The organism is Winogradskyella thalassocola, assembly GCF_900099995.1.
Classification (GTDB): Bacteria; Bacteroidota; Bacteroidia; order Flavobacteriales; family Flavobacteriaceae; genus Winogradskyella; species Winogradskyella thalassocola.
Genome location: NZ_FNCZ01000002.1, coordinates 294,756 through 321,601, shown reverse-complemented (window position 1 = coordinate 321,601; position 26,846 = coordinate 294,756). Strand labels below are relative to the sequence as shown.

Below are 26,846 nucleotides of genomic sequence, written 5' to 3'. Positions count from 1 at the left end.
ATTAAGATAGATGATAAGCCTATTGTAACCCCTCTAATTTTCCTTTTTTTCATCCTTTTCCTTTTGACGCTCTAACTTTTTAAAATATCCTCGCGTTAAGAAATTATGTTTTAAGGCTTCCATATTCTGATTAAATTTATCAGTGCCTTCGTTGATGTTCTCTAATGAAGATTTTAAACTATTGACCAAAGATGTGTCTTTTACGATGTAATTATAACCACCTTCACTTAATTTAAAATCATCTACTACCCTATTTACATTTTTTAATAAGGTCTCAATTTCTGTACTAGACGTTTCTAGATTAATGACAATATGCTTTAGTTTATTGCCAGAAATAGTATCGTTAAGTAACATTCCTAAAACGGTATTATCATTTGTTTTTACAGAAGCAATAATCGTATTTAATTCATTAATGGTATAAGAAGCACTTTGGGTTGCTACTTTAAGGTTGGTAATAGATTGTTTCAGGTCTTTTGCCATAATCGTATCATTGAGCAATACACCTATTGTACCTTTTCCTTCGGTGATGCTATTGGTAATTTTTAATAAATCGGAAGTTAATATTGCTGCATTTTCAGAACTTGTATTCAAGGTGTTTAAAATGTCATCAGTACCTATTTTACTGTAAGATTTAATAATATCTCCATTACTAATTCCTTCTGAAGCCCCTTTCCCAGGAATAATATTGATAATCATATTACCAACTAATCCATCCGATCCAATAGAAGCTATAGCATTCTTTTTAATATGTCGCGTTATTTTTTCGTCAATAGACATATCAATTTTAATCGTGGAATCATTCACCATTGCTATAGAACTAACGGTTCCAATATCGATACCAGCATAACGGACGTTATTTCCTTTCTGTAAACCATTTATATTATGAAAATAAGTACTTACGGTAAATGTCTTCTTAAACATCTCTTTTCGCTGACCAATAAAATAAACTCCAGTCATAAAAAGTAGGGTCCCAATAATAACAAAAAGGCCTAATCTAATTTTTTGTGAATTTGTATTTTTCATAAATCTTGTTTAAAAAATGCTTTTATTTTCGGATCATTTGAAGTGGATAATTCTTTAAACGTGCCAACTGCATAATCTATGCCGTCTATAAGCAATATCATTCGGTCCGAAATTACCCGGGCACAATCCACATCGTGTGTTATAATAAGCGATGATGTATTGTACTTCTTTTGAATGTCTTGCATCAGCAGAATAATTTCTTTTGATGTAATAGGATCTAACCCACTTGTGGGCTCATCATATAACATTATTTTAGGTTGAAGAATTAGTGTTCTTGCTAAAGCAACACGTCGCTTCATACCACCAGACAATTCAGAAGGCATTAAATCTATGGTATTGGCTAAACCAACACTATCTAACGTATTCAACACTAATTGTTCAGTGGATTTGGCATCTTTACTGATATCGGTATGATGTCTTAAAGGAAACTCTAAGTTTTCTCTAACTGTCATTGAATCATACAAAGCACTACCTTGAAATAAAAACCCAATATCCGATCTCAATATATCTAAGGCTTTTTCGTTCAGTTTGGTTATATCTTTATGCATTACCGTAATCGTACCTCTGTCCGCCTCCATTAAACCGACCAAACATTTAATCATCACCGATTTTCCCGAGCCAGATTTCCCCATTATCACAAGGTTTTCTCCTTTATGCAACTGCATATTAAACCCATTTAACACCTGGTTATCTCCAAAACTTTTATATAAATCTTTGACTTGAAGAACAACCTCTCGATCTTGTATGTTTGTTTCTTCTTTCATAAATCGTAGAATATATCCGTTACAAAAACAGCAATAAAATCTATTATAAATAATAACAATGAGGTAAACACAACTGCAGAGTTAGCGGCTTTACCAACTCCTTCTGTTCCTTTTTTACAAAAATAACCTTTAAAGCAGCCGACGATACCGATTGCAAATCCAAAAAAGAAAGTTTTAATTGTCGCCGGTATGATATCTCCAAATTCTAAAGCTTCAAAAACTTGATTGAAATAAAGTAAAAACGACACATTGCCTTTAGAGCTTTCTACCAAATATGACCCATAAAGTGCAATAGCATCACCAATAATCACCAAGAGCGGTAACATTAAAGTTATTGCCAAAACCCGAGTAACAACTAAATATTTAAACGGATTGGTCCCTGAGACCTCCATAGCATCAATCTGTTCGGTAACGCGCATAGAACCTAATTCTGCACCTATTCCAGATCCAATCTTGCCTGCACAAACTAATGCCGTTAATATAGGACCTATTTCTCTCACTATAGAAATACCAACCATTGAAGGCATCCAACTTACGGCACCAAATTCCATCAATGTCGGTCGGGTTTGTAAGGTTAGTACCAAACCAATAATAAACCCCGTAATACCAACCAATAATAACGACTTATTGCCCATTTGGTAACATTGACGCAAAAACTCTTTATACTCAAAAGGACGATTAAATACGTTTTTAAAAAATCGAGCTGTAAAATATGAAAGCTCTCCTATCTCTGTGAAAAGAGACCTTAATTGCATTCTTATTTGTGTAATTACTAACATTGGCACGACAGTATTTTTCAAATGTACAGGATAATAAGACCATTTAAAATGACAAGCGTCATATTGAAATACTGATTATTATCACAATATATTTCAATTGTTTAAGATATCTTAGAGCTATAAAATTTATAGTTATGAGAACTACTGTTCATATAGAAAACATAAAATGTGATCGTTGTATAAAAACGATTATGAATAGACTATTAAAAATAGAAAACATCAGTGAAGTTGATATAAATACTGAAGCTTGTACTGTCGCTTTTGATTATCATACCGAACATGATTTTGAAATGGCAAAACATGCCCTATCTCGCATAGGTTATCCTATTGTGGGCACAGAAAACAGATTAAAATCGTAAGACCTAATAACATAGCATTCTTAAAGAAGATTATCGCTATTAGTTAATTCATTTTCGGTGTCTTCACCTCTACTCCAACACTCTAAATTATATATCGTACCCTCAGCAATTTTTGCCAAAGCTTCATCGGTTAAAAACGCTTGATGCCCAGTAATAAGCACATTAGGAAATGCATTTAGTTTTATTAAAAAATCATCGTTAGGAATCTCCTGGGAATGATCTTTAAAGAAAATAGCTCTTTCATTTACGTAAACATCAATGCCTAAAGCTCCTATTCTTCTTTTTAGTAATCCTTCTATTACATGTTCTGTATTAATAACGTCACCTCTAGAGGTGTTTATTAGAATCACACCATGTTTCATTTCAGAAATAACATCCTCATTAATAAGTTGAAACGTGTCATTATTTAATGGTACATGTAAAGAAATAATATCGGCTTGCGCACACAACTCTTGTAACGTAACATACTTTAAATTGTATTGCTCGCTTAGCGTCTTATTTTCTTCAATATCATAACCCAATAATTTACAGCCAAAGCCGTGCATAATTTTAGTCATTACACTACCTATTCGCCCTGTACCAATGATGCCAACAGTTTTATTTTTTAAATCAAATCCAACTAAATTATTGAGATTAAAATTATAATGTGTCACCCGATAATTAGACGTTATAAGCTTTCTATTTAAGGCGAGTAATAACCCTACCGCATGCTCTGCAATCGCAAAAGGAGAATATTTAGGAACATGAGCCACTTTAATGTTTAGCCGCGCCGCAGCTCTTAAATTAACATTATTAAATCCAACCGATCTTAGAGCGATGTATTTTACTCCAAAATCTTTAAGTTTTTCTACCGTCATAAAACAAGCTTCATCTGACGAAAAAATAGATATGGCATCATAACCTATTGCTTTTATTGCGGTTTCTGAAGACAACGCCTCAGTAATAAAAGTGAATTGATGCTTTTTGTTATTGGCTTTTTCTAAATATGGAATTTCAAATTCTTTAGAACTATAAACAAGTACTTTCATAATTTAGGTCTTAACATTAATTAGGCTAAAGCTATTTATAAAAGAGGAATAACGAAATGATATTCATCATCTTAGCCAAGCTTCAAAATAATTTTAACACTCTAGATAGCATACAAATAGCAACAATAAAAAAGCCCTCTTTTAATCATTAAAAAAGGGCTTTACAACCAACCAAAAATCGCTAACTACCACTATTAGCTTTACGTTTAAAATCTTATTTCAACCTATCAAATCGTTTTTATGATTTACCATTGCTTCTTTAGAGATCTAAAAAGCGAAACATCCCAAAATTCTTTTCATTAAAGCTCATTACAGGCACCTTACCATAGCCTTCTAGTTTTTTCACTATATCACGATGAAAAATTTTCTTTAAAAAACCGTTTTCTTCTCTTTCTAACAACACGACCATATCGGCACCAACGTCGCCTAAATAAACTCTGAGGGATTCATAAATGATTTCTGAAAATATAATTTCGAATGTTATTTTATCATAATCTACCTTTTCTTTTAGCATCGTTTTAAACCACTCCATTTGCGATTCTACTTCATAATCTTTCTGAGTTGAAATATGAACCACTTTTAATGTAGCACCAAATCCCTTGGCTATTCCTGATATTTTTTTAATCACTTCAATGTCTGCATCGGCATCAAAATCAGTAGCATACACCATAGTTTTTACAACGGAATAGTTGGCATCAGAAGGTACTGCTAAGACTAAACAATTTGCCTTATCAATAAGCTGTCTTGTCGTATTATCCATAATTAAATCTTTCAATAAACTCACCCCTTTCATTCCTGTAACAATCATAAAAGCTTGAATTTCATCTGCCTTTTCAACGATAGTATCAACAACAGATTTTCCCTCTACAACCTCCATACTCACATTCATTTCGTAAACATCTTGTCCTAAATGTTTAACACAAAATTCCTCAAGTTTAGCATGTTCTTCTTTATAAGTATCACTCACTAAACCTGGAATTGGATAACTACCCTCCAATTCTAATGGCATTGGGTAGGTATAGATATGAGTAACTAATACGTTTGCTTCTAATGTTTTACTTATAGCAAGGGCATATTTTAATGCTATGACTGAGTTTTTTGAATAATCGACGGCACATACAATTCGTTTCATAACAATAGTATTTAAAAGATTGCCCAAAATTAAAGCCCAATTCCGTATTAGGAAATGACTTGAGTCATCTATAAAATAGCCGTTCAAGATGACCTACATCATATGATATACACCTAGCGTTTAATAATTTTACATAAAACAATAACAACATGAATGATCTTAGAAGTAGACCTAAAGGTCGATATGTTCTTGAAGCTGACTGGCAAGAATTATACATACTTACAGAAAATCTAAAAGCAGATCTCTTATTCTATAAAGATGATTTAAGATTCTTACAACATCTCATAGATAAGTATTTTTTATGGATGTCAAAAAAAGAAAACATAGATAAAGTCAGAGATGTAGAAGTAAATTTAATGGAAACAAGCGCACAATGTATATCCTTATTAAAACGCACAAGTATCCATCTAATTCATTTGGCAAACCTTATTGACGATGCATTTAAATACGATTCTCATAAACTTAGAGAAGAACACGAATCTTTAGAAGATGATATTGCCAATTTTGTTAAGGCCTTTAGAGCCAATAGAAAGGACATTTTAGCCATTACAGAATACGTTATTGATAATGAAAAATTTGTAGAACAAATCATGAATAAGAAAAAATAAGTCTTTATCGCATTCTACAAAAGCTAATACTGTGGCTTGTTGTTACAAATTATAATGTTTTTTTAAAACGCGTTGTTCACTGATAGAAATCATTGCTAGAGCTAAGATTAGCACTTAAATTTAATAACATAAATCGATGTCTTATGGAAAGTTTAAAAAATATACTAACAGAAATAACGCAACTGACTTTATACATTGAGACCAATTACCCAGAGCTCTATCGTGATCTAAACGAAAACCCAATGACCTTGCCTATAACGAGTCATCCTCATATAGATAAAAAAGTTATGCAAGAATATTTAGAAAGCCTTAAAGACCTTATACAACGCCATTTGGAAACCTATAAAATTGAAACAGAACAACGCAAATAGTCCATTTTAAACAAACAATTATGGGAGAAATTGCCACATCAAATAGACAAATAACCGTGTATTTTAGTTCTAAATCCGAACGCGCAAAGCAAACCTTAGCATATGCTAAAACAAAAGGTTTAGCCATACAAGAAATAGACATCCTAAAAACACCACTCACAGGAACTCAAATTGTAGAACTCGCCGATCGCTTGCATATTGAGGTCAGTCGTTTAGTTAATCAAGATCATCCATCGTATGAAAAACATTTTGAGCATCATAATTTTTCAACTGACGATTGGATTAAAATGATACAGCATCATCCCGAAATAATGAAACAACCCATTGCCTTGTGTGGAGACAAAACCCTATTGGTAGAAACACCTACTGATATCATTAAAATTTAAAAACATTAAACACAGAATATTATGAAAACTCAAGTTATTTACAATTCAGACTTACATTTTGAACATAACCAATGGAGAAGTGAACTTGCCTTTTGGGAAGATGAATTAAAATCATTTAAAAATCGTTTAGAAGAATTGGTGTTGCGCTGGACAGATAAAGATATGCTAGCACAATTAGAACATTATCAAAATGCCTTTATACGCCAAGGAGAAGTTATCGATATATTACAACACGACATCCATGTGCACGAAGCAAACATGTCTGCTCTAGATAACGAAGGCGAAGATGCCCTAGATAGAGTCCTTGTAAAAAATCATGTAGAATTTAGAAACCGTATGGAAACACAAAGACATATCTATGCCGAACTTAAAAAAGAGTTTTTCCGCTTTCTTACAAAATACATGTAAACACTATAAAACCTAAGCTATGATTGATCTCAAATTGCCCAGTAAACAAGAGCTCAAAAGGTACAATACCCTTTTTAGTGTGCTCACAAAGTATGGTTTTGAGGATGTTATGGCTAATGATCAACTAAAAAAGCTAATACCAAAAAGCTATTTAAAAAAACATCCTGAAACTCAAAAACTACTTTCGTTTTCTAAGTTTGAACGGATCCGAATGGTATTAGAAGAATTAGGTCCTACCTATGTCAAACTCGGACAAATTTTTAGTAACCGAGAAGATATGTTACCTCCTAAACTCATTAAGGAGCTCGAAAAACTTCAAAATAATGTTCCCTCTTTAAAAGATTTTAATGTTGAAAAAACAATTGAAACTGAATTAAACATTAGCATTAGTGATTATTTTCAATCCGTTAACCCGCAACCTTTAGCAGCTGCTTCTCTAGCACAGGTGCACCAAGCAAAATTGTTAAATGGAGATGACGTTGTGCTAAAAATACAACGTCCCAATGTCGATGACGTAATTGCTTCTGACATTGAGATAATGTATCACATTGCAAAAACATTAGATAAATATAGTCCACAAGCAAAAGCATTTCAGCCTTTAAGTATCGTTTCAGCCTTTGAAAAAATATAAAAGAAGAATTACTGTTTTCTAAAGAACTAGACAACATTGAACATTTTGCACGAAATTTTGAAGGAAATAATGCCATTTATGTTCCTAAAGTCTATAGAGCATTGTCTAACAATCATATTATCTGCATGGAATTTATTGATGGTATTAAAATATCGGATATAGAAAAACTAAAAGCACATCAAATAGATCCTGTACAAATTGGTAATGTGGGTGTTGATTTATACCTAAAACAAATCTTAGAATATGGGTTCTTTCATGCCGATCCGCATCCAGGAAATATTTTTGTGATGCCTAATTCAGGACAAATTTGTTTTATAGATTTTGGAATGATGGGCACAATTATGCCTAACGATGAGGAAGCTCTTGGAGAATTACTTTTAAACTTTATGCGTAAAGACACTAAGAAAATCATTCCTATACTTGAAAAAATCGCCATTAAAACCGAAATACCAGACTATAAAAAGTTAGAATATGATTTGTATGAATTAATTGAAGATGTCAGCAATACCTCCATAAAAAGTATAAAATTAGAAGCCGTTATAGAGAAATTCAAAAACGTATTATATCAAAACAAAGTCACCTTACCGCACTATTTATATATGTTAATGAGAGCATTGGTCATAATTGAAGGTGTCGGTTTAAAACTTGATCCTAATTTTAATATCAATACCAATCTACAACCTTTTATGGCTACTATTAGTCGTAAAAAATTCAGTATAAAACGTTTATTAAAAAAAAACTGGACAAGAGTTCAAAACATCAATGCTTTAATAGACACATTACCAGAAGACGTTAATAGTATTATACATAAAATAAAGGATGGCAAACTCACCATCATCCACGACATTAAAGGTCTTGAAGAACTAAGACATTCATTAAACAAAGCCTCTAACCGTTTGGTGGTTGCTATTATTATCGCAGCCTTATCTATTGGATCTGCGCTTTTGGTTATTGCAGATATGCCTCCTAAAGTAAAAGGAATTCCATTACTCGGTGCTATTGGGTTTACGCTATCTGCTATTCTCGGTTTTATCGTGGTCATCTCAATATTTAGGAATAACAAACTATAAATAAATCTGTTATTTCAAGCCTTTATCCTAACCTAACCTCCTCTGCCTTTTCGTTTTATAATAGACTCAAATCAAACTGATTGATATCAGTTTATACGTGCTGACTCAGATCATTTCAGACCCTCTTTTTTCGCTCTAATTTTGTTTAGTAATTAAGATTATAACGTATACAAAAACTATTATTTCTAAATAGAATAATCATGAAAACAAAATCAGAATTTTTAAGCGAAACTATTGTAAAGTTGCTCCAGTATAGGGTTGAGCAAGAAGAATTTTCATATAGAATCTATCTTGCTATGTCGCAGTGGTTAGAATCCAAAGGATACACAGGAGCCGCTAAGCTATTCAAAAACTATAGTGACGAAGAATTGGTACATGCAGACAAAGCTAAAAACATGTTATTAGCTAATGGTATTAGACCAAACACCTCAGGTTTAGCACAACCTAAACAAGACTTCTTAAGCCTTCCAGATGTCCTAATTTCTGCATTATCGCATGAAAAAGAAATAACAAACCAATGCTATGCTTTAACCAAAGCGGCACATGATGAAAACAATTTTATGGTGGTTGAGCTTGGCTTTTGGTTTTGTAAAGAGCAAGCTGAAGAACTCAATAAAATCCAAAGCCTTTTAGATCGTTTAGAAGCTTTTGGAGAAGAACCAAGCATGTTAAGAGAGTTAGATGAAGAAATGGGAGATATAGCAAAAGCCTAGATTGAAAAACAAATAATAATTAAAAATATAACAAAATGGCACATATTATAATCGTTTCTTTTAAGGAAGAAACAAAAGCTATTGATGCTTTGCACAAAATGAAAGAATTGGATTCTTACGGAGATATCACGTTGTACGAACACCTTATGATTCGTAAAAATGAAAATGATAAATACGACGTTCTAAATGACCAAACAGACAACTACGCATGGAGAACATTTACGGGCATGGCTTTAGGTGGCTTAATTGGCGCATTTGCAGGACCTATTGGTTTGGTTGTCTGTTTATACTCAGGAACCGCCTTAGGCGCCATCCTAGACGTGGGTCACTACAACTTTGAAGATCATTTTATAGCTAAAGTTACCAACAAAATGGAAGTCGGAGATATTACCATTATCGCCGAAGTCGGAGAAGACAGCGCTGTATTTATTGATAATTATCTAAAACCATTTAATGTAAATGTGATTAGAACTGAAGCTGATATAGAATTTGATCATTACATAGATGAACAAATCGATGATATTGAAGACGACATTGAAGATGAACGTGAAAAACTTAAAAAAGCGACAGCTAACGAAAAAGCCAAAATAATTACAAAAATTAACGCGTTAAAAGCGCAGCGTAAGGCAAAGTTAGCGGACCTAGAAGCTAAAAGAAAGTCAACACTACAAAAGGTTAAAGACAAAACAAAAAGTAAAATTCACACTTTAGAAACACGCCTTCACGACTATGAAGATTCAATAAGTAAGTCTATCTCTAACATCAGAAAAAATAGATTAAAAAAAAGAATTAAAAGAGAGGAAGAAAAACTGTTTCAATTGCACACAGCATTAGATGAAGATGTCGTTGATTAACTTAAAAAAAAGAGACACTAGTAGTCAAAATGATTAAATCACAACATAATGGGAAAGCTAATATTAGTAAGACACGGTAAAAGCCTTTGGAATGTGGAAAACATCTTTACAGGATGGACCGACATCGATCTTGCTCCTGAAGGTATTGAAGAGGCAGAAGCAGCAGGTAAACTCATTAAGGATCATAACCTTTCTATTGTTATTTGCTTTTCCTCTTATTTAAAAAGAGCTATAAAAACAGCTTGGATTATACTAGAAGCATCAGACATGATGCACGTCAATTGTATAAAAAGCTGGAAATTAAACGAACGTAACTACGGAGCTTGGCAAGGAAAATCTAAAGACGCCATTAGAACTAAAGTTGGCGAAGAAATATACTGGGATATTAGACGTGGATTCAGTACTCCTCCACCGCCTTTAGATATTAATGATCAACGCCATCCTAAGTTCGATTCTAAATACGATGCCTTAGAGCCATCACTTTTACCTCTAAGTGAATCGTTAGAAGACACTCAAAAAAGAGTGGTACAGTATTTTTTTGAAGCCATAGCTTGTGAACTCGTTAAAGGCAAAACCGTTTTGGTTTCTGCTCATGGTAATTCTATTCGTGCTTTAATTGCGCAAATAGAAAACATTAACAAGAATAACATTTCTAATGTAGAAGTACAAACAGCAGTACCTGCTGTTTACGAATTTGATAATAACCTAAATCTTACAAACCATTATCAACTTCAAGAAGCCGAATTAACTATTTAAAGGGTATTACTTATGAGACGTTTATTGCTTGCCTTACGGATTGTTATATTATTAATTGCGGTCTCTGTGCTTAGTTGCGGTTCTTCAAAACCACAGCCGGTAAAAACAAATACCAATACAGCAGTAAAACGAGATGTTGAAACCAATTGGAAAGCATTTAAAACTAAATCAGAAACTGCACTGAAAAAGAATGAAAGCACCATTAATGACTTTGAAAAGGTATTTTCTCAATTAGGAATACAAAGTATTAATGAGGTTAATAAAGAACTTGCTTTAATAAAAAAACAAAAAGATATACTCCAAAATCGTTTAACAAAGCGGAGTCAAGACTTCAAGGAAAAACGAATCAAATTCCATAAGGTTGCTAAAGCTAAAGAACAAGAATTTGAAGCCAAATTTAATCGTGATATGAAGGCCTTAGAAAAAGCGCTAAAAGAGCTGATAAAAACAAAACATTATGAAAACACGAATTTTATCCTTAACCATAATAGGATTTATGGCAGGAACATTTTTAACAAGTTGTGGCGACGCTTCAAAAAAAGATATAAAAGCTGCAAAAGAAGATATGACCGAAGTTGGAAAAGACTTAAATAAAGCCGGAATAGAGGCTCAGAAAGAAGTAAAAAACACGGTAGTTGCAAGTTGGGAAAAATTTAAATCGACCTCCGAAACTGCAATTAATAATACTGAAGAAGACATTAAAGTATTGCGTGATAAAATTGCTTTAGCTAGTAAAGCAGAACAAGAAAAACTAACAATGCAACTTAATAAGTTAGAACAAAAAAATAAAGCGTTAAAAGAAAAACTAGAGCAAAGAAGTCAAAAATTTAATGAAGACATCATTGAGTTCAACGAATCTGCAATAGAAACTGAAATGGAATTTGAACGCGAATTCAAACATGATGCAAGCCAAATAGGTATAGCTTTAAAAGATTTGTTTAAAGATAATGTAGACTAAAAAGAAGAGTTTAGAAGTTATTTTGAACTCAGACGAGTTAACTTTAAAAAATTGAAAAATGATAATCAGCAATACGATAACTGTTAGACAGGTTGTGTTTGGTTTTTTATTCGTTGCAGTTTGGCTAAATTCTTTAGTAGGAACTACAGATATGGCCAATTGGTTAATAGAAAACACACTAACGGTTATCGCATTGCTTTTTTTTATACTGACTTATAGAACGTATCAATTTAGTGATTTTAGTTATTTTCTCATTTGTTTGTTTTTATGCTTTCACGTCTATGGCTCTAAATACACTTATGCTAATAATTCGTTTGGGTATTGGCTTCAAGACGTCTTTCATACCTCTAGAAATCAATACGACAGAATCGTTCATTTCGCTTTTGGCTTACTATTATACTATCCACTTCAAGAATGTTTAAGCAAATGGTTACACTACCCCAAAAACATAGCATCATTTATTCCTGTCTTAATAATTACATCAACGAGTGCTATATATGAAATAATAGAATGGTTGGTTGCTGATGTCTTTTTTGTTGAAGAAGGAATATCATATTTAGGGACTCAAGGTGATGTTTGGGACTCACAAAAGGATATGTCCATGGCTTTTATAGGAGTGGTATTATCCTTTTGTTTATTCCGTATGATTACAAAACAAACTAAATCTTCAAAATGATGGAAGATATTTTTATCATACAAACCGACAGTTTTCAACTTACACAATCTGATTTTTTAATTAGAATGCTTATTTCTGTTGGTATTGGACTTGTTATAGGTTTAGAACGTGAATTTTCAAAAGGAAATCAAAAGGAAATTTTTGCAGGTTTAAGAACACTCTCTATAGTTGCAGCTATGGGCTTTACCTTTGCCCTACTCAATTATTTGATTCACCCATGGCTTTTTATTATTGGTTTAATAAGCCTATGTGTAATTGTTTCAATTTCCTATTGGATTACAGCAAACAACGGAGAGATTGGCAGTACCACAGAGTTTGCAACCATATTTACGTATTTACTCGGAGGATTGACCTTTTTAGGTTATATAGAACTCAGTTTAGCACTTACCGTCATTCTTGTGGTCCTTTTATCCTTAAAAATTAAATTTCAAAATATTGTTGGTCAAATTAACCACGAAGAACTCTCTGCCTTTATCCGATTCGTTGTTATTGCTCTACTCATATTACCTTTTCTACCAGACAAAAATTTTGGACCATATAACGTTGTTAATCCAAGTGAAATAGGTTGGATAATTGTATTAACCTCAGGCATTGGCTTCATTGGCTATATTTTAATGAAATTTTTAGGTACCAACAGAGGTATTCTACTCACGGGTATTTTTGGTGGCATGGTGTCTAGCACAGTAGTCACTTGGCCGTTTTCAAAAAAAAGCAAGGAGACACCAGAACTTTCTGCAAATTATGCGGTTGCCATTTTTGCAGCCGCTAGCATTATGATTTTAAGAGTAGTGGCTTGGGTCTATATTTTTAACGTCGCAATGCTACACGATCTTGCCCTTCCTTTGGTTATTATTTTTGGGTCAGGTTTAGCGATCACAATCTATTTTTACAAAAAACAAAAAGGCGAAAAACACTATAATGGAAATTTACCTTTAGGAGAACCGCTTAATATCAAGGATGCCACTCTTTTTGGACTTCTTTATACAGGAATTTTAATTTTGGTTAGCTATGCTAGTACCGAATACGGTTCAAAAGGTATTTACCTCTCTAGTGCCATTAGTGCCTTAACCGATATTGATGCGATTTCTATATCAGTTTCAAAACTCGGTGGAACAACCATCAACTTTTTAACCGCACAAAATGCCATTTTATTAGCCACCTTAGCCAATACTATTGTTAAAATTGGAATTTCACTTTACTCAGGAAGTCAACAACTAAAAAAATATGTCCTTGTAGGGTATGGTATTATTTTCCTAGCTGGGATTATAGGTTTCATTATTCTAAACTACTAATCTCACAACGATTTCTTTCGCTCTTTTTTCAAATCTGATCTAAGTCATTTTCAATATTAATCTAACCCAATACCTTTACTATCATTAAATTAATATGACATCCAAAATAAATTAAATATGAGAAGTGATAGTCAAATAAAACAAAACATTTTAGATGAATTTGTATTTCAACCTAATATTGAAGAAAACCTCATTGGTGTAGTCGTTGAGGATGGTGTGGTAATGCTAACTGGAGTTGTTGATGATTTTACTATAAAAGTTGCAGCAAAAGAAGCCGTTAGTAAAGTAAAAGGAGTTAAAGCTGTTGCGGAAGATATAGAAGTAAAATACGGAACAGCATATCAAAAAACGGATATCGAAATTGCCAAAGCCATAGTTCAAGCCTTTGAATGGAATACAGCGATACCTGAAAACAAAATAAAAGTCGAAGTTTCTGATGGTTGGATTACCCTTTCTGGTGAAGTTGAATTCATTTACGAAAAAGAAGCTGCAAAACGTGTTACCGAGCAAATCATCGGAGTAAAAGGAATTAATAATGCTATTGAGATAGAACCTGCTATAAAACCTGAAGTTATTAAGGAAAATATTATAAAAGCACTAAAGCGTTCTGCTGACCATGAAGCCTCTAAAATAACCATTAAAGTTAATGGAGATGTTGTAAAATTAGAAGGAAAAGTAGACTCTCTAAACCAAAAAAGAACCGCTCAAAAAACAGCTTACTACGCACCAGGCGTAAATAAAGTAGAAAACGAATTGGTAGTGATGGGTTAAGATATGGTCATCTTAATTACTTTTTTAACACCCTAATTAGATGATATTCAATTAGGGCTTTTTTTCTCAAAAGCATTCAGCATTAAAATTATGTTAAAGCATACATTGCTGACTTGCATCATTTTGAAATACTCCTAATGCAAATACCTTTGATTAAAATTAAAAAAAGTTTAATTAAAAATCATGAGAACAGATGCAGAAATTAAAGGTGATGTGCTAGATGAATTAGAATGGCAACCAACAATTGACGAAACTCAAATTGGAGTCGTTGTTAAAAACGGCATTGTAACACTTACGGGTACTGTTGATAACTACACTAAAAAAGTAGAAGCTGAAAAAGCCGCCAAAAGTGTTGCAGGAGTAAAAGCTGTTGCTGAAGAAATTGAGGTAATTTATGGAACGAGTTCTAAAAGAACGGATGCAGAAATAGCGGCATCTATTGTTAATGCCTTAAAATGGAACATTTCAGTACCAGAGAATAAAATTGAAATTAAGGTCGAGAATGGTTGGGTTTATCTTAGTGGTGAAGTGACTTGGGAATACGAGCGAAATGCCGCTAAAAAAGCGATAGAAAACCTCATAGATGTCAAATATGTGGTAAATAACATTTCACTTAAACAACAAATAAATCCTGTAGACATTAAACAAAAAATTACTAAAGCTTTTAAACGTGCTGCAGACCTTGATGCCAAAAACATAGTAGTAAATGCTAATGGACACACTGTAAAATTAACAGGACAAGTACATTCATTAAAAGAAAAAGATGAAGCTCGTAAAACCGCTTACTATGCACCAGGTGTATGGACCGTAGAGAATGAATTAGACGTTGTCTATTAATCAAAATACATTCAAAAAATAGCCCTAGTTTACACTGTTAAATTAGGGCTATTTTTTTTCACTGACTTAGGTCATTGAGAAACCTCTTACTATGGCCTAATTTTGTATTTGTATTCTTTTAGAATAACAGATAAAAAAGTTATACATAAAAACTACAACAATGAATTATAAAAATGTAACCATCGCCGGAAGTGGAGTTTTAGGATATCAAATTGCATTTCAAACCGCATTTCATGGATTTAATGTAACCGTTTACGATTTAAACGATACCGTTTTAGACAAAGCAAAAACGAAATTCAAAACCCTAAGCGAAGCTTATAAAAAAGACTTAAACGCAACCGACGAACAATTAGAAAAAACACGTCAAAATTTAAATTATACTTCTGATTTAGCTTTGGCTGTGAAAGATGCCGATTTACTGATTGAAGCCGTGCCCGAAAATCCAACAATAAAAATAGATTTTTATAAAAAGCTGGCTAAAGTAGCACCAGAAAAAACAGTTTTTGCGACCAACTCTTCAACACTATTACCGAGTGAATTTGCAGATGCAACCGGTCGACCTTCAAACTTTATAGCCTTACATTTTGCCAATACTATTTGGGTGCACAACACAGCTGAAATTATGGGGCATCCCAAAACTGATCCTAACGTTTTTAAAGATGTGGTAGCCTTTGCTAAAGCCATTGGCATGTTAGCCTTACCATTACACAAAGAGCAACCAGGATATATCCTTAACTCGTTATTGGTTCCATTATTAAGCGCTGCAACAGATTTATTAGTCAGCGAAGTGGCAGATGTACAAACTATAGATAAAACTTGGATGAAAGCCACTGGAGCTTCATTAGGACCTTTTGGTATTCTCGATGTCGTTGGAATTACTACAGCTTATAATATCAATAAAATGACCGCTGAAAAAACTCAAGATGAATTAAAAATAAAAACTGTAAACTATTTAAAAGAGAATTATATAGATAAACATAAATTAGGAGTGGCTACCGGAGAAGGGTTTTATGGCTATCCCAATCCAGCATTTGAATCTCCCGAATTCTTAAAGTAACTCTGAAATCATTTAAAAGTCTTTTATACATCCATAAAATGAATATACTTAAATTTTGAAAGTGATTACTGAGACTAAAAATGGCAATTTAGAAATGACATCAATGTTGTAGATCAAGAATATCCCTTAATTAAAATTGAATTCATAGAATTGGATGCCAATTTTGGACCAGAACTCATCACCAAACTTTCAAAAGAATGGAATATCCCAATCAATTTTATGTTCATTGGTTCACCTGGTAATCGTTTCCCATATAAAATTGAAGAATTAGGTGGAGTTCGCTTAATCATTTAATTGAAGATTTGACACATCATAAATTCACTATATTTAATAAAAATATGACGATTCTATAAGCTGATTTAATGCAAACCAACAACTTTAATATAAAAGGGTTAACCGATGAAGACGTATTAAAAGCACGGTCAAAATACGGTTATAACAAGCTAGAAGCTAAAAAAGAAAGTTTCTTTTTAGACGCCATTATAAGTTTGGTAAAGGAACCTATGGTTATTTTATTATTGGTAGCCTCTTCCATTTACTTTATTAGTGGTAATATAGGAGATGGTGTTTTTCTTACCTCAGCAACCGTCCTCGTCGCAGCGATTTCTTTATACCAAGATTCCAAAAGTCGGAATGCTTTAGAAAAACTAAAAACATTTTCAGAGCCCAAATGCAAAGTCATTAGAAATGGTAAAACCCAAGACATAAAAAGTGAGTTATTAGTTGTTGGAGATAGTTTAATCGTTGAAGAAGGAGGTACTGTCGCTGCAGATGGTATTATTGTACATTCTAATGATTTTTCTGTAAACGAATCCATCCTAACTGGAGAATCTTTATCTGTTTACAAAGACAAAACAAAAGCAGACCATCAAGTCTATCAAGGCACCTTAATTTCAGGCGGATTGGCTATTGTTACGGTTACTGCTATAGGTAACGACACGCAATTAGGAAAAATAGGGAAAAGTTTAGAAGACATACAAAATGAAAAAACACCACTAGAATTACAGATAAACAACTTTGTAAAGAAAATGGCAATTATTGGTGCAGTTGTGTTTATAATTGTTTGGGCCATTAACTATTTTCATTCTTATAATGTATTAGACAGTTTACTCAAAGCCTTAACCCTAGCAATGAGCATTTTACCTGAAGAAATTCCTGTCGCTTTTGCCACATTTATGGCTTTGGGATCATGGAGATTAATGAAATTGGGTGTTATTGTAAAACAAACAAAAACCGTTGAAACGCTAGGTAGTGCTACCGTTATTTGTACCGATAAAACAGGCACACTTACTGAAAATAGAATGAGTCTCTCTAGACTTTATACGTTGTCTTCTAATAACATTTTCAAAATAGACGATAGTCTAGGAGCTGAAGAGCATAACCTAATTAGAGTAGCGATGTGGGCTAGTGAACCCATTCCTTTTGATCCTATGGAAATAGCACTACATAAGGCTTATAAAACCACGAGAGAGACAGATGAGCGCTCCGAATATTCTATGGTACATGAGTATCCTTTAGGAGGAAAACCACCAATGATGACACATGTATTTGAAAACAAGCAAGGAAACAGAATCATTGCTGCAAAAGGAGCACCAGAAGCTTTAATAGCAATTTCAAACCTCTCAACGATTGAAGAGGAACATATAAATAATGCGATTAAAACCATCACAGCACAAGGGTTTCGTGTGTTGGGTGTTGCTGAAACTCATTTTGAAGGTAATAATTATCCAGAAAAACAGCAAGGTTTTCAATTTAGTTTTATAGGTATTGTTGCGTTCTATGATCCACCAAAGAAAAATATAACTTCTGTACTTGAGGATTTTAGTTTAGCGGGAATTAAGGTTAAAATTATTACAGGTGATAATGCATTAACCACTAAAGCCATTGCCAAAGAAATTGGATTTAACAATTATGAAAAAAGTATGTCTGGCGATGAATTAATGGAACTCAACACTGCCGAATTACAGAAAAAAGTAGAAGACACCACCATTTTTACCCGAATGTTCCCGCAGGCGAAACTAAGAATTATCAATGCCTTAAAAGCCAACAATGAAATCGTAGCCATGACAGGTGATGGCGTTAATGACGGTCCGGCTCTAAAAGCAGCCCATATTGGCATTGCTATGGGTAAAAAAGGAACTGAAATTGCAAAACAAGCAGCATCGCTAATATTGTTAGAAGATGATTTATCCAAAATGGTAGATGCTATTGCGATGGGCAGACGCATTTACGCCAATCTAAAAAAAGCAATTCAGTATATTATATCTATTCATATACCAATTATTTTAACCGTTTTTATTCCTTTAGCCTTAGGATGGGAGTTTCCAAATATCTTTTATCCGGTACATATTATATTTTTAGAATTAATAATGGGACCCACATGCTCTATCATTTATGAAAATGAACCGATAGAAAAAAATAGCATGCTTCAAAAACCGCGTCCGTTTTCAGTTACCTTTTTTAACGGAAAAGAATTAACCACAAGCATCATACAAGGTCTTATGATAACCTTAGGTGTTCTATTGGTATATCAATATGCCATACAGCAAGGCTATAGCGAAGCACTTACCCGTAGTATGGTTTTTACCACCTTAATTGCGGCTAATATTTTTCTAACCTTAATTAACCGATCATTTTATTACTCAATTTTAACGACTTTAAAATATAAAAATAAGCTAGTGCCATTGATTATTGGCATCACTATAACCATTACAGGTGCTTTGCTATTTATAACACCTTTTGCAAAATTCTTTAAGTTTGAAACCTTAAACCTTCCTCAAGTATTGATGAGTGTGACCACTGGGTTTTTAGCCGTAATTTGGTATGAAGCAGTAAAGTGGAATACACGAAAAAAGGCTAAACATCAAGCTGATACAGGTCATTTCAATTAACGTCTTACCAAAGCAACTTTGTTCTTATATTATAACTATTAATTTAAAAAATTAGTATCATGAGAACAGATTTAGACATTAAAGATGACATACTAGACGAACTTAAATGGCAACCTCATATTGATGAAACTCAAATTGGTGTCATTGTAACTGATGGTGTAGTCACCTTAACAGGAATGGTTTTTACTTATGCCATTAAAATTGCTATTGTAAAAACTGTTGAAAAAATTGCAGGTGTCAAAGCCATAGCCGAAGACATTAAAATTGGGTATCCTAAAGATCATCAGCGATCAGACACCAAAATAGCGACTATTGCACTAGATGCATTAGAGTGAAATGCTTCTGTACCTAACAACAAAGTCATTGTTGAAGTAGATAATGGCTGGATTACCCTTTTGGGCGAGTTAGAGTGGGCGTATCAAAGAGATGCTGCTAAGCGAACTGTTGAATATTTAGAAGGCGTAAAAGGCGTTACAAACAATATTAAATTGAAACAACCGCTAATTGAAACTCAAGATATTCAACAAAAAATTAAAAAGGCTTTTGAACGTTCTGCGTTTATTGACGCTGAAAACATCGCTGTAGCTATTAATGACCACAAAGTTATATTAAGTGGTAAAGTACACTCTCTTTCAGAAAAAAATCAAGCAGAAAGAGTGACCTTTAATGCACCAGGTGTCTATGTTGTAAAAAATGAATTAGAAGTTGAATATTAAAAAGGATATGGAATGCAAATTATTTCTTGGAATGTAAATGGCATAAGAGCAATTATTAAAAAAGATTTTTTTGAAACTATTGAGACTTTAAATCCGGACATCCTTTGTCTTCAGGAAACAAAAGCTCAAGATGATGAGGTTGAAAAAGCTTTAGTCACACTATCTGAGACGTATCATATTTATTGTAATTCAGCAGAAAAAAAAGGGTATTCTGGTACGGCTATACTTTCTAAAACAAAGCCTATGGCAATTAACAATGATATTGGCATTGTTGCACATGATGAAGAAGGTAGAGTACAATGTGCCGAATACCTAAATTTTTATTTAGTTAATGTTTATACCCCAAATTCTGGACAAGACTTAAAACGTTTAGACTACAGAAAACAATGGGATACTGATTTTTTAAAATATGTAAAACAATTAGAAAAGGAAAAACCGATTATTATTTGTGGTGATTTTAATGTGGCACATCAGGCTATTGATTTAAAAAACGATAAATCAAATTATAATAAAACAGCTGGATATACTCAAATTGAAATTGATGGCATGACGCACTTAATTGATGCGGGCTTTACAGATTCCTTTAGACATCTGCATGCCGATGACATAGCCTATACCTTTTGGAGTTATCGTTTTAAATCTAGAGAACGCAATACAGGCTGGAGAATTGATTATTTTTTACTGAGCACGGCATTGGTAGATCACATTAAAGCCGCCACCATCCTTTCAGAATATTATGGATCTGACCATTGCCCTATTGGGCTCCAAGTCGATTTATAATTAAGACTCACAATACTTTTAGTTCAATTTTGCTTTCATAACATTCACTTGCCACTTCCCTACAATCGCCAAATCTGGATTAGCATTTAACAACACCAGACCATACCCCATTTTAGATAATTTGCAATCACTAATTACATCAGATCCCAATCTGGTAAATAATGGCATAAAATGTTCACGAATTACAAGTCCAGACGATTTCCCTACTTTGATTGCTTTAAAAACCGCTTCTGAGATTTGCTTAGGTGTTAAACCTTTCTTTAATAAATCACTGGCAAGATAAGTCATGTGAATCCCATAATAAAAATCTAAAAAATTATCTATAGAATCTGCCAAGTTATAGTCCTTTTTATAAAGTATAATATCCATAATAAATGCTATTTAATGTTTGTATGTCTACTGTTTAATTCCATTATGTATTTTGATTAATTACAGTCATAAGTTGAGATTTTGACTGCACTCCAGACTGTCTCCAAACAATCTGTCCGGCTTTAAATAAAGCCAATGTTGGTACACCTCTAACTTGATAACGTTGTGCTACAGCTTGGTTTTTATCGATATCTATTTTGATGATTCGTACTTTGCCACCCACGGCTTTCGCTAAATCGCTTATAATTGGTCCCTGTGCTTTACAAGGACCACACCATTCCGCATGAAAATCTACTAATACCGGTTTATCGCCATTTATTAAAGCATTAAAATCTCCTTTCATCTCTTTGTGTGTATTTAATTAATGTCTTAAAATAGCCAATGGATGATTCTGTTGGCAACCACTAACGAGTTTTCATTTATTAAGACTTTTATATGAATAAACCTTAGAATTACTACCACTAAACAGAAAGCAATTCACGTTTATTAACTCACTTATAAATGCTTTGCATAATTAAATACAATGCTTTTAAATTGTGTAAAATCTTTTTTAAAGGTCTCCATTCTTGCTGAAAGGCGACGATGAACATCTCTGTATTCTCCATCAGACAAGCCTGTTTTACTTAATTCTAATTGAGATAGCACGCGTTCGTGAGCCATAATCTCTTCTTCAAAATCATTAAAAAGGTTATTGTGAATTTTATCCAAAGTCTTCAACATCACTGAAAACTCTTGCTTGTCTTTATCTATGGGCTCTTTTCTCTTTAATAAATTTTCAAAAAATCGGACTTCATCTTTCCATAGTTTTAAAGTCTCAATCCATTCACCACTTTCAAAGTGTAAGACATTGAGTCCTGCACCCAATAGTAAATCTGCTTTCGGGTTTGAAATTGTTGCATTCATAATTCATTATTTTTAATTAAACGTTTTCTATTTTCTAATTCGTAACATATCTATTAAACAGACTCACTTGAAGCGCCTTTTTAGCCGATTTTAAAAGTTCTTTAACCTCTTCAATCGCTATATTTTGAATCTTTGCAATCTCTTCTAATTCAAAATGCCATTGGGTAGACAATTCAAAAACAGATCGCATTGGTAAAGGTAAATTGTGTAACACCAATTCAATATGATTTTTAATTTGCTCTTCACTTAAATCTTTATCAATTTTTTCGGTTAGCTTTTTCTCATCATCTTCAATAAACACGTGATTTAGCGTATAATCATTATGATTATAAGATCGGTCTTCTAAGTCTTCAATCATCACATAATCTCCACCACCATCTGTACTAAAGTTTTCCTCCATGGCATCCCATTCTGGTTTGGTATAATCATCAATGTTTTTGAAAAAAAACTCATCAAACTCTTCTTCTACAATAATATCTTCTAACAACTCATTTGTTTTCTTAAATAACCATAGATAGAAATCATCTTGTTTTTTAACCTCTTCAATATTATTGTAAACTTCAATAAACAGTTGATCTATAAACTCGTCGGCTTTATATTTTCCTTTTGAGAAGTTTCCTTTTTTAATCGCGGTATTTAATCGTCCGTTAATATATTTTTCTACTTGAGGTATAATCTTTAGCAGTAATGCATTAAATGAAGCTGAATCGTCTTCTTTTTTTAATCGCATAAGTTCAGGATAAGAGTTATTAACCTCTATACGATACGATTTTTGTTCTTGGTAATATGTGGTTTGAGTTTTCATTACTTTTTGCTTTATCGTTTTACAATGTAAAAGTGCAAATATGATGTCTATAAAAAAATGACCTGGATCATTCAAGACATTTAAAAATCGGTGTTTTTCAAAAATTCATATTAAAACTATTCGCGCCAACACTACTCATTTTCAAATAGTTAAAAATTAAAATCATATTAGAACTATTTGTATTATTGAATTAAAATCTAAGAAATCCTTATTCACAATTGAGATTTACAGTCGCAAAAGGGTTTAGAATCTTTATTCCGGAATACAGTCTATTATAAAGTTTAATAAATCTTCATCTGAATGACCCAGATCATTTTTAACGAGGACATTATGATATAATTTTGTGTCATAGAAATAGATTTATTAACCCACCTGTTTTTTAGCAGGTACTAAAATCATAACATCATGAACAACAATAGCGGAAATACACTATTAGCTTTATTGACTGGAGCTGCAATAGGAGCAGGAATTGGAATTTTATATGCCCCTGATAAAGGCACAAAAACCAGAAAAAAAATTAAACAAAAAGCTGAAGAAACTAAACACGAAATTTCAGAACGAGTGTCTCATGCCAAAGCAGATCTTACTAAGACTGTAAATGATAAAAAGCATGAATTTGAACAAAAATTAGATGACACCATTTCTCATATGAGTGGAAAAGCTGAAGACATTATTTCAAGTTTAGAACATAAGTTAGAAGAACTGAAACACAAAAATGCAGACGCTCAAAAAAACTAATTATGGCTTTTGAGAAATTAAAAGAAAACGTATTAGAAACTGATGTAAACATTCATGGTTATATTAATAGCAGTGAAGATTACGTTAAGCTAAGAAGTTTTAAGGCACTTATGATAAGCATTACGTTTATTACTAAAACACTAATCATAGGTGCTTTAACATGTATAACATTACTAATCGTGTCCTTTGCAATAGCTTTTAAGTTATCTCAAGTTTTACAAGATACATTTTATGGCTTTTTAATTGTAGGTTTATTTTATGTGTTGGTGGTAATGCTTGTCTATGTCTTTAGAAATAAACTAAACAGTCCACTAATAAGAAAATTTTCGAACTATTATTTTACAGAAGATGAAACCAAATAAATATAATTCATTTGAAGACATAGACGATCAGTTACAGATTTTAAGTCTTCAAAAACAGATTTATAAGGAACGTATAAAACTGAATTTAAAAAATTCTAAAGCTAGTTTTAATGCTAATAATTTGAAGCTTGAATTTAAAAGCATACTACAGGATCAGCTTTTAACATTTTTAACCCAAACAGTGTTGAAAAAATTAAGACTAATAAAAGAGACGATTTAGTCCTCTTTTATTAGTCTTAATCTTATACCTTAACGATTACAATACAGGACTAAACACCTTAGCAAAACCTTCCTTTAAACGTTCAATCTTAGATCTCTTAATGAAGTCTTTATAACTAATTTGTGTACTTATTTCGCAGTGTTTAAAAAAGTCCTTTTTCAATTCTTCCGTGATTTCTTTTTCATAGACCACAACATTGACTTCATAGTTTTGTTCGAAACTCCTAATATCTAAATTTGCTGTTCCGATTGTGGTTAACTCGTCATCGGATATAATTACTTTACTATGTAAAAACCCATCTGGATATTGATAAATTTTCACACCAGCTTCCATAAAATCTTCAAAATAGGACTGTACGGTATATTTTACTAAAGCGTTATCTGATTTTGCCGATAATAATAACCGAACATCCACTCCACTTAAAGCTGCAATTTGCAAGGCTTTCATTAAAGCTTCGCCTGGAATTATATAAGGATTAGTGATATAAACATACTTTTCAGAGCTATTTATTATGGATAAATAAAGTTGATGTATCGACGAAAAATCTGAATCTGGACCACTTTCAATAGCTTGCACCGTAGATTTTCCTGGTGCTATGGAATGCTCTGAAAAATAAAGCGTTTTTAATAAATCTTCTTGTCCACTTGCAAAACTCCAATCCTTTGCAAACACAACTTGTAGACTATTTACTATGGATCCTCTTAATTCTAAATGCAAATCGTGCCACATCCCCAAAACCCCATCTCCTTTAATGTATTTATCGGATATATTTATACCTCCGATAAAAGCGACCATGCCATCAACTATCACTATTTTTCTATGATTACGATAATTAACAGATGCTAATAATTTACCAAAGCGTATGGGTAAAAATGGATAGACCTCAACACCGATTCGCTTAAGTGCTTTTATATATCGTTTACTCAGCGCTCTACTTCCTAGACCATCATAAATAAAACGGACCTCAACACCTTCCTTTATTTTTTTCTCTAATACCGTTAAAAAGTGTTCAGCGATGTCTCCATCTTCATAAATATAATACTGAAGATGAATAAAATGTGTTGCATTTTCTATAGCCTTAAAAATAGCCTCGAATGTTGAAGGTCCTTCTTTTAATGGCGTCAATTTATTCCCTTCACTTGGCAAAAATTTAGCACTTTTAGCAATGAGCCTTGCTAGCTTAATATGTTTTTTTACTGATTTTGGGATGATTAGAGGACTATCTTCTATAGCATTGTAATAATTATCAACCTTAGAGAGATAATCTGAGATTTCTTTCGTCTTTTTTAGCTTATAAAATTTATTGATTTTCCTATTACGACCGAGCATAAAATAGAACAGCATTCCACCGATAGGAATCGTAAAAATGGCTAACAACCATGCTAATGTTTTAGTAGGACGAACACCATATAACAAGAGCCTCACAATTATAGCAATCGCAAACAAAAAATATAAAATAGTGACAAGTGTAGCAGTCATAATACATTAAGATATTAACTCATTTTCCTAGAGCAGCTTTACCACTAATTAACAATCTGTTCTAAACTTCTTTTATTTTCAATATGAATTCGTCTACCAGCTCCGATAGAAATAATACCTTCCTCTTTAAATTCTGTTAACATTCTAATTGCTGTCTCTGTAGCGGTACCAATTATACCAGCAAAATCTTCTCTTGCGATCCCAATAGACTCATCGTCTTTATTAGTTAAAATCCCCTTATTATCTATATCTAATAATGCTTTTGCTACCTTTTGTCTCACCGAAGAAAATGCCATATTCACTAATTGCTCTTGCATCTCAATTAAGTTATTCGAAATCATCTGAATGAACTTCTCAGAAACGTCTTGATTTTCATGTAGAAGTGCAATAAAATTAGATTTTGGTATTCCATGAACTTCTGCTTCATCAATCACCATTGCAGATTCTGCATACGTGCCCTTATTTGTAACTAGTGCTAATTGGCCAATAAAATCACCTGCCTTATATAAACCGGTGACAAACTCTTTTCCAGACTCCGTTGTTCTATAGGTTTTGATGGTTCCTCGTTCTATAAAAAACAAGGTGTTTGCAGCAGAACCTTCTCTAAAAATATGGTCTTTAACCCTATAGGTTTTACCTTCAAAATCTTTAGACAGACTCTCAATATCGATGTAGCTTGATGCTTCCTCTAAAAACTGATTTAAACCTTCAACATCTTTTGAAAATTCTTTTTTAAAGAAACTAATTTTCTTTAAACGACTATGTATAGCATCTAACAATTCATCTTCCTCAAAAGGTTTGGTTAAGTAATCATCCGCACCTAAATTCATTCCTTTTCTAACATCTCTTTTCTCCGTTTTAGCTGTTAAAAATATAAAAGGGATACCTCTTGTGCTCTTATCTAAACTTAATGTTTCTAAAACACCATAACCATCTAATTTAGGCATCATTATATCGCATAAAATAATGTCTGGTTTATATTGTCTTGCTTTTTTTACACCAATAATACCATCCTCAGCTGTTTGGATATCATAATTTGCGAGTTCTAAAATTTCAGCTGTATTTTCTCTTACATCCTGATTATCTTCAATAATGAGTATCGTTTTCATT

At 32.7% G+C, this 26,846-nt stretch carries 36 protein-coding genes and 1 pseudogene; 26 read left to right on the top strand and 11 right to left on the bottom strand.

Annotated elements, in window-relative coordinates:
- Window positions 1-33: 33 nt before the first annotated feature.
- From BLT80_RS08460 to BLT80_RS08450, 3 genes are read right to left on the bottom strand one after another with little or no spacing between them, the layout of a single operon-like run.
- Entirely contained in the window at window positions 34-1,023 is a 990-nt protein-coding gene (locus tag BLT80_RS08460; protein ID WP_092467187.1) for an MlaD family protein, read from the bottom strand.
- The gene (locus tag BLT80_RS08455) at window positions 1,020-1,787 is read right to left on the bottom strand and encodes an ABC transporter ATP-binding protein (protein WP_092467186.1); all 768 of its coding nucleotides are present in this window, start codon (window positions 1,785-1,787) and stop codon (window positions 1,020-1,022) included. Before BLT80_RS08455 ends, BLT80_RS08460 begins: the two co-directional genes overlap by 4 nt.
- Entirely contained in the window at window positions 1,784-2,566 is a 783-nt protein-coding gene (locus BLT80_RS08450; protein ID WP_092467185.1) for an MlaE family ABC transporter permease, read from the bottom strand. Before BLT80_RS08450 ends, BLT80_RS08455 begins: the two co-directional genes overlap by 4 nt.
- A gap of 134 nt (window positions 2,567-2,700) precedes the next feature.
- Between BLT80_RS08450 and BLT80_RS08445 the strand changes: the two genes are divergently transcribed.
- Window positions 2,701-2,925 (top strand): heavy-metal-associated domain-containing protein, encoded by a 225-nt coding sequence (locus tag BLT80_RS08445; protein ID WP_092467184.1) that lies wholly within the window; start codon window positions 2,701-2,703, stop codon window positions 2,923-2,925.
- A gap of 20 nt (window positions 2,926-2,945) precedes the next feature.
- On the opposite strand, the gene BLT80_RS08440 is transcribed toward BLT80_RS08445, so the two are convergent.
- Window positions 2,946-3,953, bottom strand: coding sequence for a 2-hydroxyacid dehydrogenase (locus BLT80_RS08440; RefSeq protein ID WP_092467183.1), 1,008 nt, complete (start codon window positions 3,951-3,953; stop codon window positions 2,946-2,948).
- 259 nt (window positions 3,954-4,212) lie between these two features.
- Window positions 4,213-5,085 (bottom strand): universal stress protein, encoded by an 873-nt coding sequence (locus tag BLT80_RS08435; protein WP_092467182.1) that lies wholly within the window; start codon window positions 5,083-5,085, stop codon window positions 4,213-4,215.
- 149 nt (window positions 5,086-5,234) lie between these two features.
- On the opposite strand from BLT80_RS08435, the gene BLT80_RS08430 reads away from it, so the two are divergent.
- The 22 genes and pseudogenes from BLT80_RS08430 to BLT80_RS08335 all read left to right on the top strand — a co-directional run bounded on the left by BLT80_RS08430 (window position 5,235) and on the right by BLT80_RS08335 (window position 20,860).
- Window positions 5,235-5,693 (top strand): hypothetical protein, encoded by a 459-nt coding sequence (locus tag BLT80_RS08430; protein ID WP_092467181.1) that lies wholly within the window; start codon window positions 5,235-5,237, stop codon window positions 5,691-5,693.
- Between the two features lie 143 nt (window positions 5,694-5,836).
- On the top strand, window positions 5,837-6,064 hold the full coding sequence (locus BLT80_RS08425; protein ID WP_092467180.1) for a hypothetical protein: 228 nt from the start codon (window positions 5,837-5,839) through the stop codon (window positions 6,062-6,064).
- Between the two features lie 20 nt (window positions 6,065-6,084).
- On the top strand, window positions 6,085-6,450 hold the full coding sequence (locus BLT80_RS08420; RefSeq protein ID WP_092467179.1) for an arsenate reductase family protein: 366 nt from the start codon (window positions 6,085-6,087) through the stop codon (window positions 6,448-6,450).
- A 21-nt stretch (window positions 6,451-6,471) separates the two neighbouring features.
- On the top strand, window positions 6,472-6,858 hold the full coding sequence (locus tag BLT80_RS08415) for a hypothetical protein (protein WP_092467178.1): 387 nt from the start codon (window positions 6,472-6,474) through the stop codon (window positions 6,856-6,858).
- A gap of 19 nt (window positions 6,859-6,877) precedes the next feature.
- Window positions 6,878-7,489, top strand: a complete 612-nt coding sequence (locus BLT80_RS20390) for an ABC1 kinase family protein (protein ID WP_092467177.1) — start codon at window positions 6,878-6,880, stop codon at window positions 7,487-7,489.
- Window positions 7,486-8,559 carry an ABC1 kinase family protein gene (locus BLT80_RS08405; RefSeq protein ID WP_317041767.1) on the top strand — a complete coding sequence of 358 codons (1,074 nt, stop codon included), beginning with the start codon at window positions 7,486-7,488 and terminating at the stop codon, window positions 8,557-8,559. The genes BLT80_RS20390 and BLT80_RS08405 overlap by 4 nt, the downstream gene beginning before the upstream one ends.
- 200 nt (window positions 8,560-8,759) lie before the next feature.
- The gene (locus BLT80_RS08400) at window positions 8,760-9,272 is read left to right on the top strand and encodes a ferritin (RefSeq protein ID WP_092467175.1); all 513 of its coding nucleotides are present in this window, start codon (window positions 8,760-8,762) and stop codon (window positions 9,270-9,272) included.
- A 35-nt stretch (window positions 9,273-9,307) separates the two neighbouring features.
- A complete protein-coding gene (locus tag BLT80_RS08395) occupies window positions 9,308-10,126 on the top strand; it encodes a DUF1269 domain-containing protein (protein ID WP_092467174.1) in 819 nt (272 codons plus the stop codon).
- 48 nt (window positions 10,127-10,174) lie between these two features.
- Window positions 10,175-10,882: a 2,3-bisphosphoglycerate-dependent phosphoglycerate mutase gene (locus BLT80_RS08390; RefSeq protein ID WP_092467173.1), complete on the top strand. Its 708-nt coding sequence runs from the start codon at window positions 10,175-10,177 to the stop codon at window positions 10,880-10,882.
- A 12-nt stretch (window positions 10,883-10,894) separates the two neighbouring features.
- Window positions 10,895-11,476: a hypothetical protein gene (locus BLT80_RS08385; RefSeq protein ID WP_092467172.1), complete on the top strand. Its 582-nt coding sequence runs from the start codon at window positions 10,895-10,897 to the stop codon at window positions 11,474-11,476.
- On the top strand, window positions 11,448-11,840 hold the full coding sequence (locus tag BLT80_RS20050) for a hypothetical protein (RefSeq protein ID WP_092467171.1): 393 nt from the start codon (window positions 11,448-11,450) through the stop codon (window positions 11,838-11,840). Before BLT80_RS08385 ends, BLT80_RS20050 begins: the two co-directional genes overlap by 29 nt.
- Window positions 11,841-11,898: 58 nt before the next feature.
- Window positions 11,899-12,516: a DUF2238 domain-containing protein gene (locus BLT80_RS08375; protein ID WP_092467170.1), complete on the top strand. Its 618-nt coding sequence runs from the start codon at window positions 11,899-11,901 to the stop codon at window positions 12,514-12,516.
- Complete coding sequence (locus BLT80_RS08370; RefSeq protein WP_245710183.1) at window positions 12,513-13,808, top strand: MgtC/SapB family protein; 1,296 nt, start codon at window positions 12,513-12,515, stop codon at window positions 13,806-13,808. The genes BLT80_RS08375 and BLT80_RS08370 overlap by 4 nt, the downstream gene beginning before the upstream one ends.
- Window positions 13,809-13,925: 117 nt before the next feature.
- On the top strand, window positions 13,926-14,579 hold the full coding sequence (locus BLT80_RS08365; RefSeq protein ID WP_092467168.1) for a BON domain-containing protein: 654 nt from the start codon (window positions 13,926-13,928) through the stop codon (window positions 14,577-14,579).
- Window positions 14,580-14,762: 183 nt separating this feature from the next.
- Window positions 14,763-15,416 carry a BON domain-containing protein gene (locus BLT80_RS08360; RefSeq protein WP_092467167.1) on the top strand — a complete coding sequence of 218 codons (654 nt, stop codon included), beginning with the start codon at window positions 14,763-14,765 and terminating at the stop codon, window positions 15,414-15,416.
- Between the two features lie 160 nt (window positions 15,417-15,576).
- Window positions 15,577-16,473, top strand: a complete 897-nt coding sequence (locus BLT80_RS08355; RefSeq protein WP_092467166.1) for a 3-hydroxyacyl-CoA dehydrogenase — start codon at window positions 15,577-15,579, stop codon at window positions 16,471-16,473.
- Window positions 16,474-16,623: 150 nt separating this feature from the next.
- Complete coding sequence (locus BLT80_RS20045; RefSeq protein WP_175455571.1) at window positions 16,624-16,767, top strand: hypothetical protein; 144 nt, start codon at window positions 16,624-16,626, stop codon at window positions 16,765-16,767.
- Between the two features lie 68 nt (window positions 16,768-16,835).
- A complete protein-coding gene (locus BLT80_RS08350; protein ID WP_092467165.1) occupies window positions 16,836-19,364 on the top strand; it encodes a cation-translocating P-type ATPase in 2,529 nt (842 codons plus the stop codon).
- Window positions 19,365-19,423: 59 nt separating this feature from the next.
- On the top strand, window positions 19,424-19,699 hold the full coding sequence (locus BLT80_RS08345; RefSeq protein WP_092467164.1) for a BON domain-containing protein: 276 nt from the start codon (window positions 19,424-19,426) through the stop codon (window positions 19,697-19,699).
- An 18-nt stretch (window positions 19,700-19,717) separates the two neighbouring features.
- Window positions 19,718-19,846, top strand: a pseudogene (locus BLT80_RS20385) (BON domain-containing protein); the annotation flags it as partial.
- A 6-nt stretch (window positions 19,847-19,852) separates the two neighbouring features.
- Window positions 19,853-20,080: a BON domain-containing protein gene (locus BLT80_RS08340; RefSeq protein ID WP_262508026.1), complete on the top strand. Its 228-nt coding sequence runs from the start codon at window positions 19,853-19,855 to the stop codon at window positions 20,078-20,080.
- Window positions 20,081-20,092: 12 nt separating this feature from the next.
- Entirely contained in the window at window positions 20,093-20,860 is a 768-nt protein-coding gene (locus tag BLT80_RS08335; RefSeq protein WP_092467162.1) for an exodeoxyribonuclease III, read from the top strand.
- Window positions 20,861-20,878: 18 nt separating this feature from the next.
- Here BLT80_RS08335 and BLT80_RS08330 read toward each other — a convergent pair whose 3' ends face one another.
- The 4 genes from BLT80_RS08330 to BLT80_RS08315 form a co-directional block, all read right to left on the bottom strand.
- Window positions 20,879-21,229 carry a hypothetical protein gene (locus BLT80_RS08330; RefSeq protein ID WP_092467161.1) on the bottom strand — a complete coding sequence of 117 codons (351 nt, stop codon included), beginning with the start codon at window positions 21,227-21,229 and terminating at the stop codon, window positions 20,879-20,881.
- Window positions 21,230-21,272: 43 nt separating this feature from the next.
- Complete coding sequence (gene trxA / locus BLT80_RS08325) at window positions 21,273-21,572, bottom strand: thioredoxin (protein ID WP_092467160.1); 300 nt, start codon at window positions 21,570-21,572, stop codon at window positions 21,273-21,275.
- Window positions 21,573-21,724: 152 nt separating this feature from the next.
- Entirely contained in the window at window positions 21,725-22,132 is a 408-nt protein-coding gene (locus tag BLT80_RS08320) for a hypothetical protein (protein WP_092467159.1), read from the bottom strand.
- 34 nt (window positions 22,133-22,166) lie between these two features.
- Window positions 22,167-22,937: an RNA polymerase sigma factor gene (locus BLT80_RS08315; protein ID WP_092467158.1), complete on the bottom strand. Its 771-nt coding sequence runs from the start codon at window positions 22,935-22,937 to the stop codon at window positions 22,167-22,169.
- 405 nt (window positions 22,938-23,342) lie between these two features.
- Here BLT80_RS08315 and BLT80_RS08310 point away from each other — a divergent pair, with 405 nt between their 5' ends.
- The 3 genes from BLT80_RS08310 to BLT80_RS20470 are packed head-to-tail and all read left to right on the top strand — an operon-like array spanning window position 23,343 to window position 24,257.
- Window positions 23,343-23,675 (top strand): YtxH domain-containing protein, encoded by a 333-nt coding sequence (locus tag BLT80_RS08310; protein WP_092467157.1) that lies wholly within the window; start codon window positions 23,343-23,345, stop codon window positions 23,673-23,675.
- Between the two features lie 2 nt (window positions 23,676-23,677).
- Complete coding sequence (locus BLT80_RS08305; RefSeq protein WP_092467156.1) at window positions 23,678-24,037, top strand: hypothetical protein; 360 nt, start codon at window positions 23,678-23,680, stop codon at window positions 24,035-24,037.
- Window positions 24,024-24,257: a DUF6327 family protein gene (locus BLT80_RS20470; protein ID WP_092467155.1), complete on the top strand. Its 234-nt coding sequence runs from the start codon at window positions 24,024-24,026 to the stop codon at window positions 24,255-24,257. Before BLT80_RS08305 ends, BLT80_RS20470 begins: the two co-directional genes overlap by 14 nt.
- Window positions 24,258-24,293: 36 nt before the next feature.
- On the opposite strand, the gene cls is transcribed toward BLT80_RS20470, so the two are convergent.
- On the bottom strand, window positions 24,294-25,736 hold the full coding sequence (gene cls, locus BLT80_RS08295) for a cardiolipin synthase (RefSeq protein WP_092467154.1): 1,443 nt from the start codon (window positions 25,734-25,736) through the stop codon (window positions 24,294-24,296).
- A gap of 44 nt (window positions 25,737-25,780) precedes the next feature.
- Window positions 25,781-26,845, bottom strand: coding sequence for a response regulator (locus BLT80_RS08290; RefSeq protein WP_092467153.1), 1,065 nt, complete (start codon window positions 26,843-26,845; stop codon window positions 25,781-25,783).
- Window position 26,846: the final 1 nt, after the last annotated feature.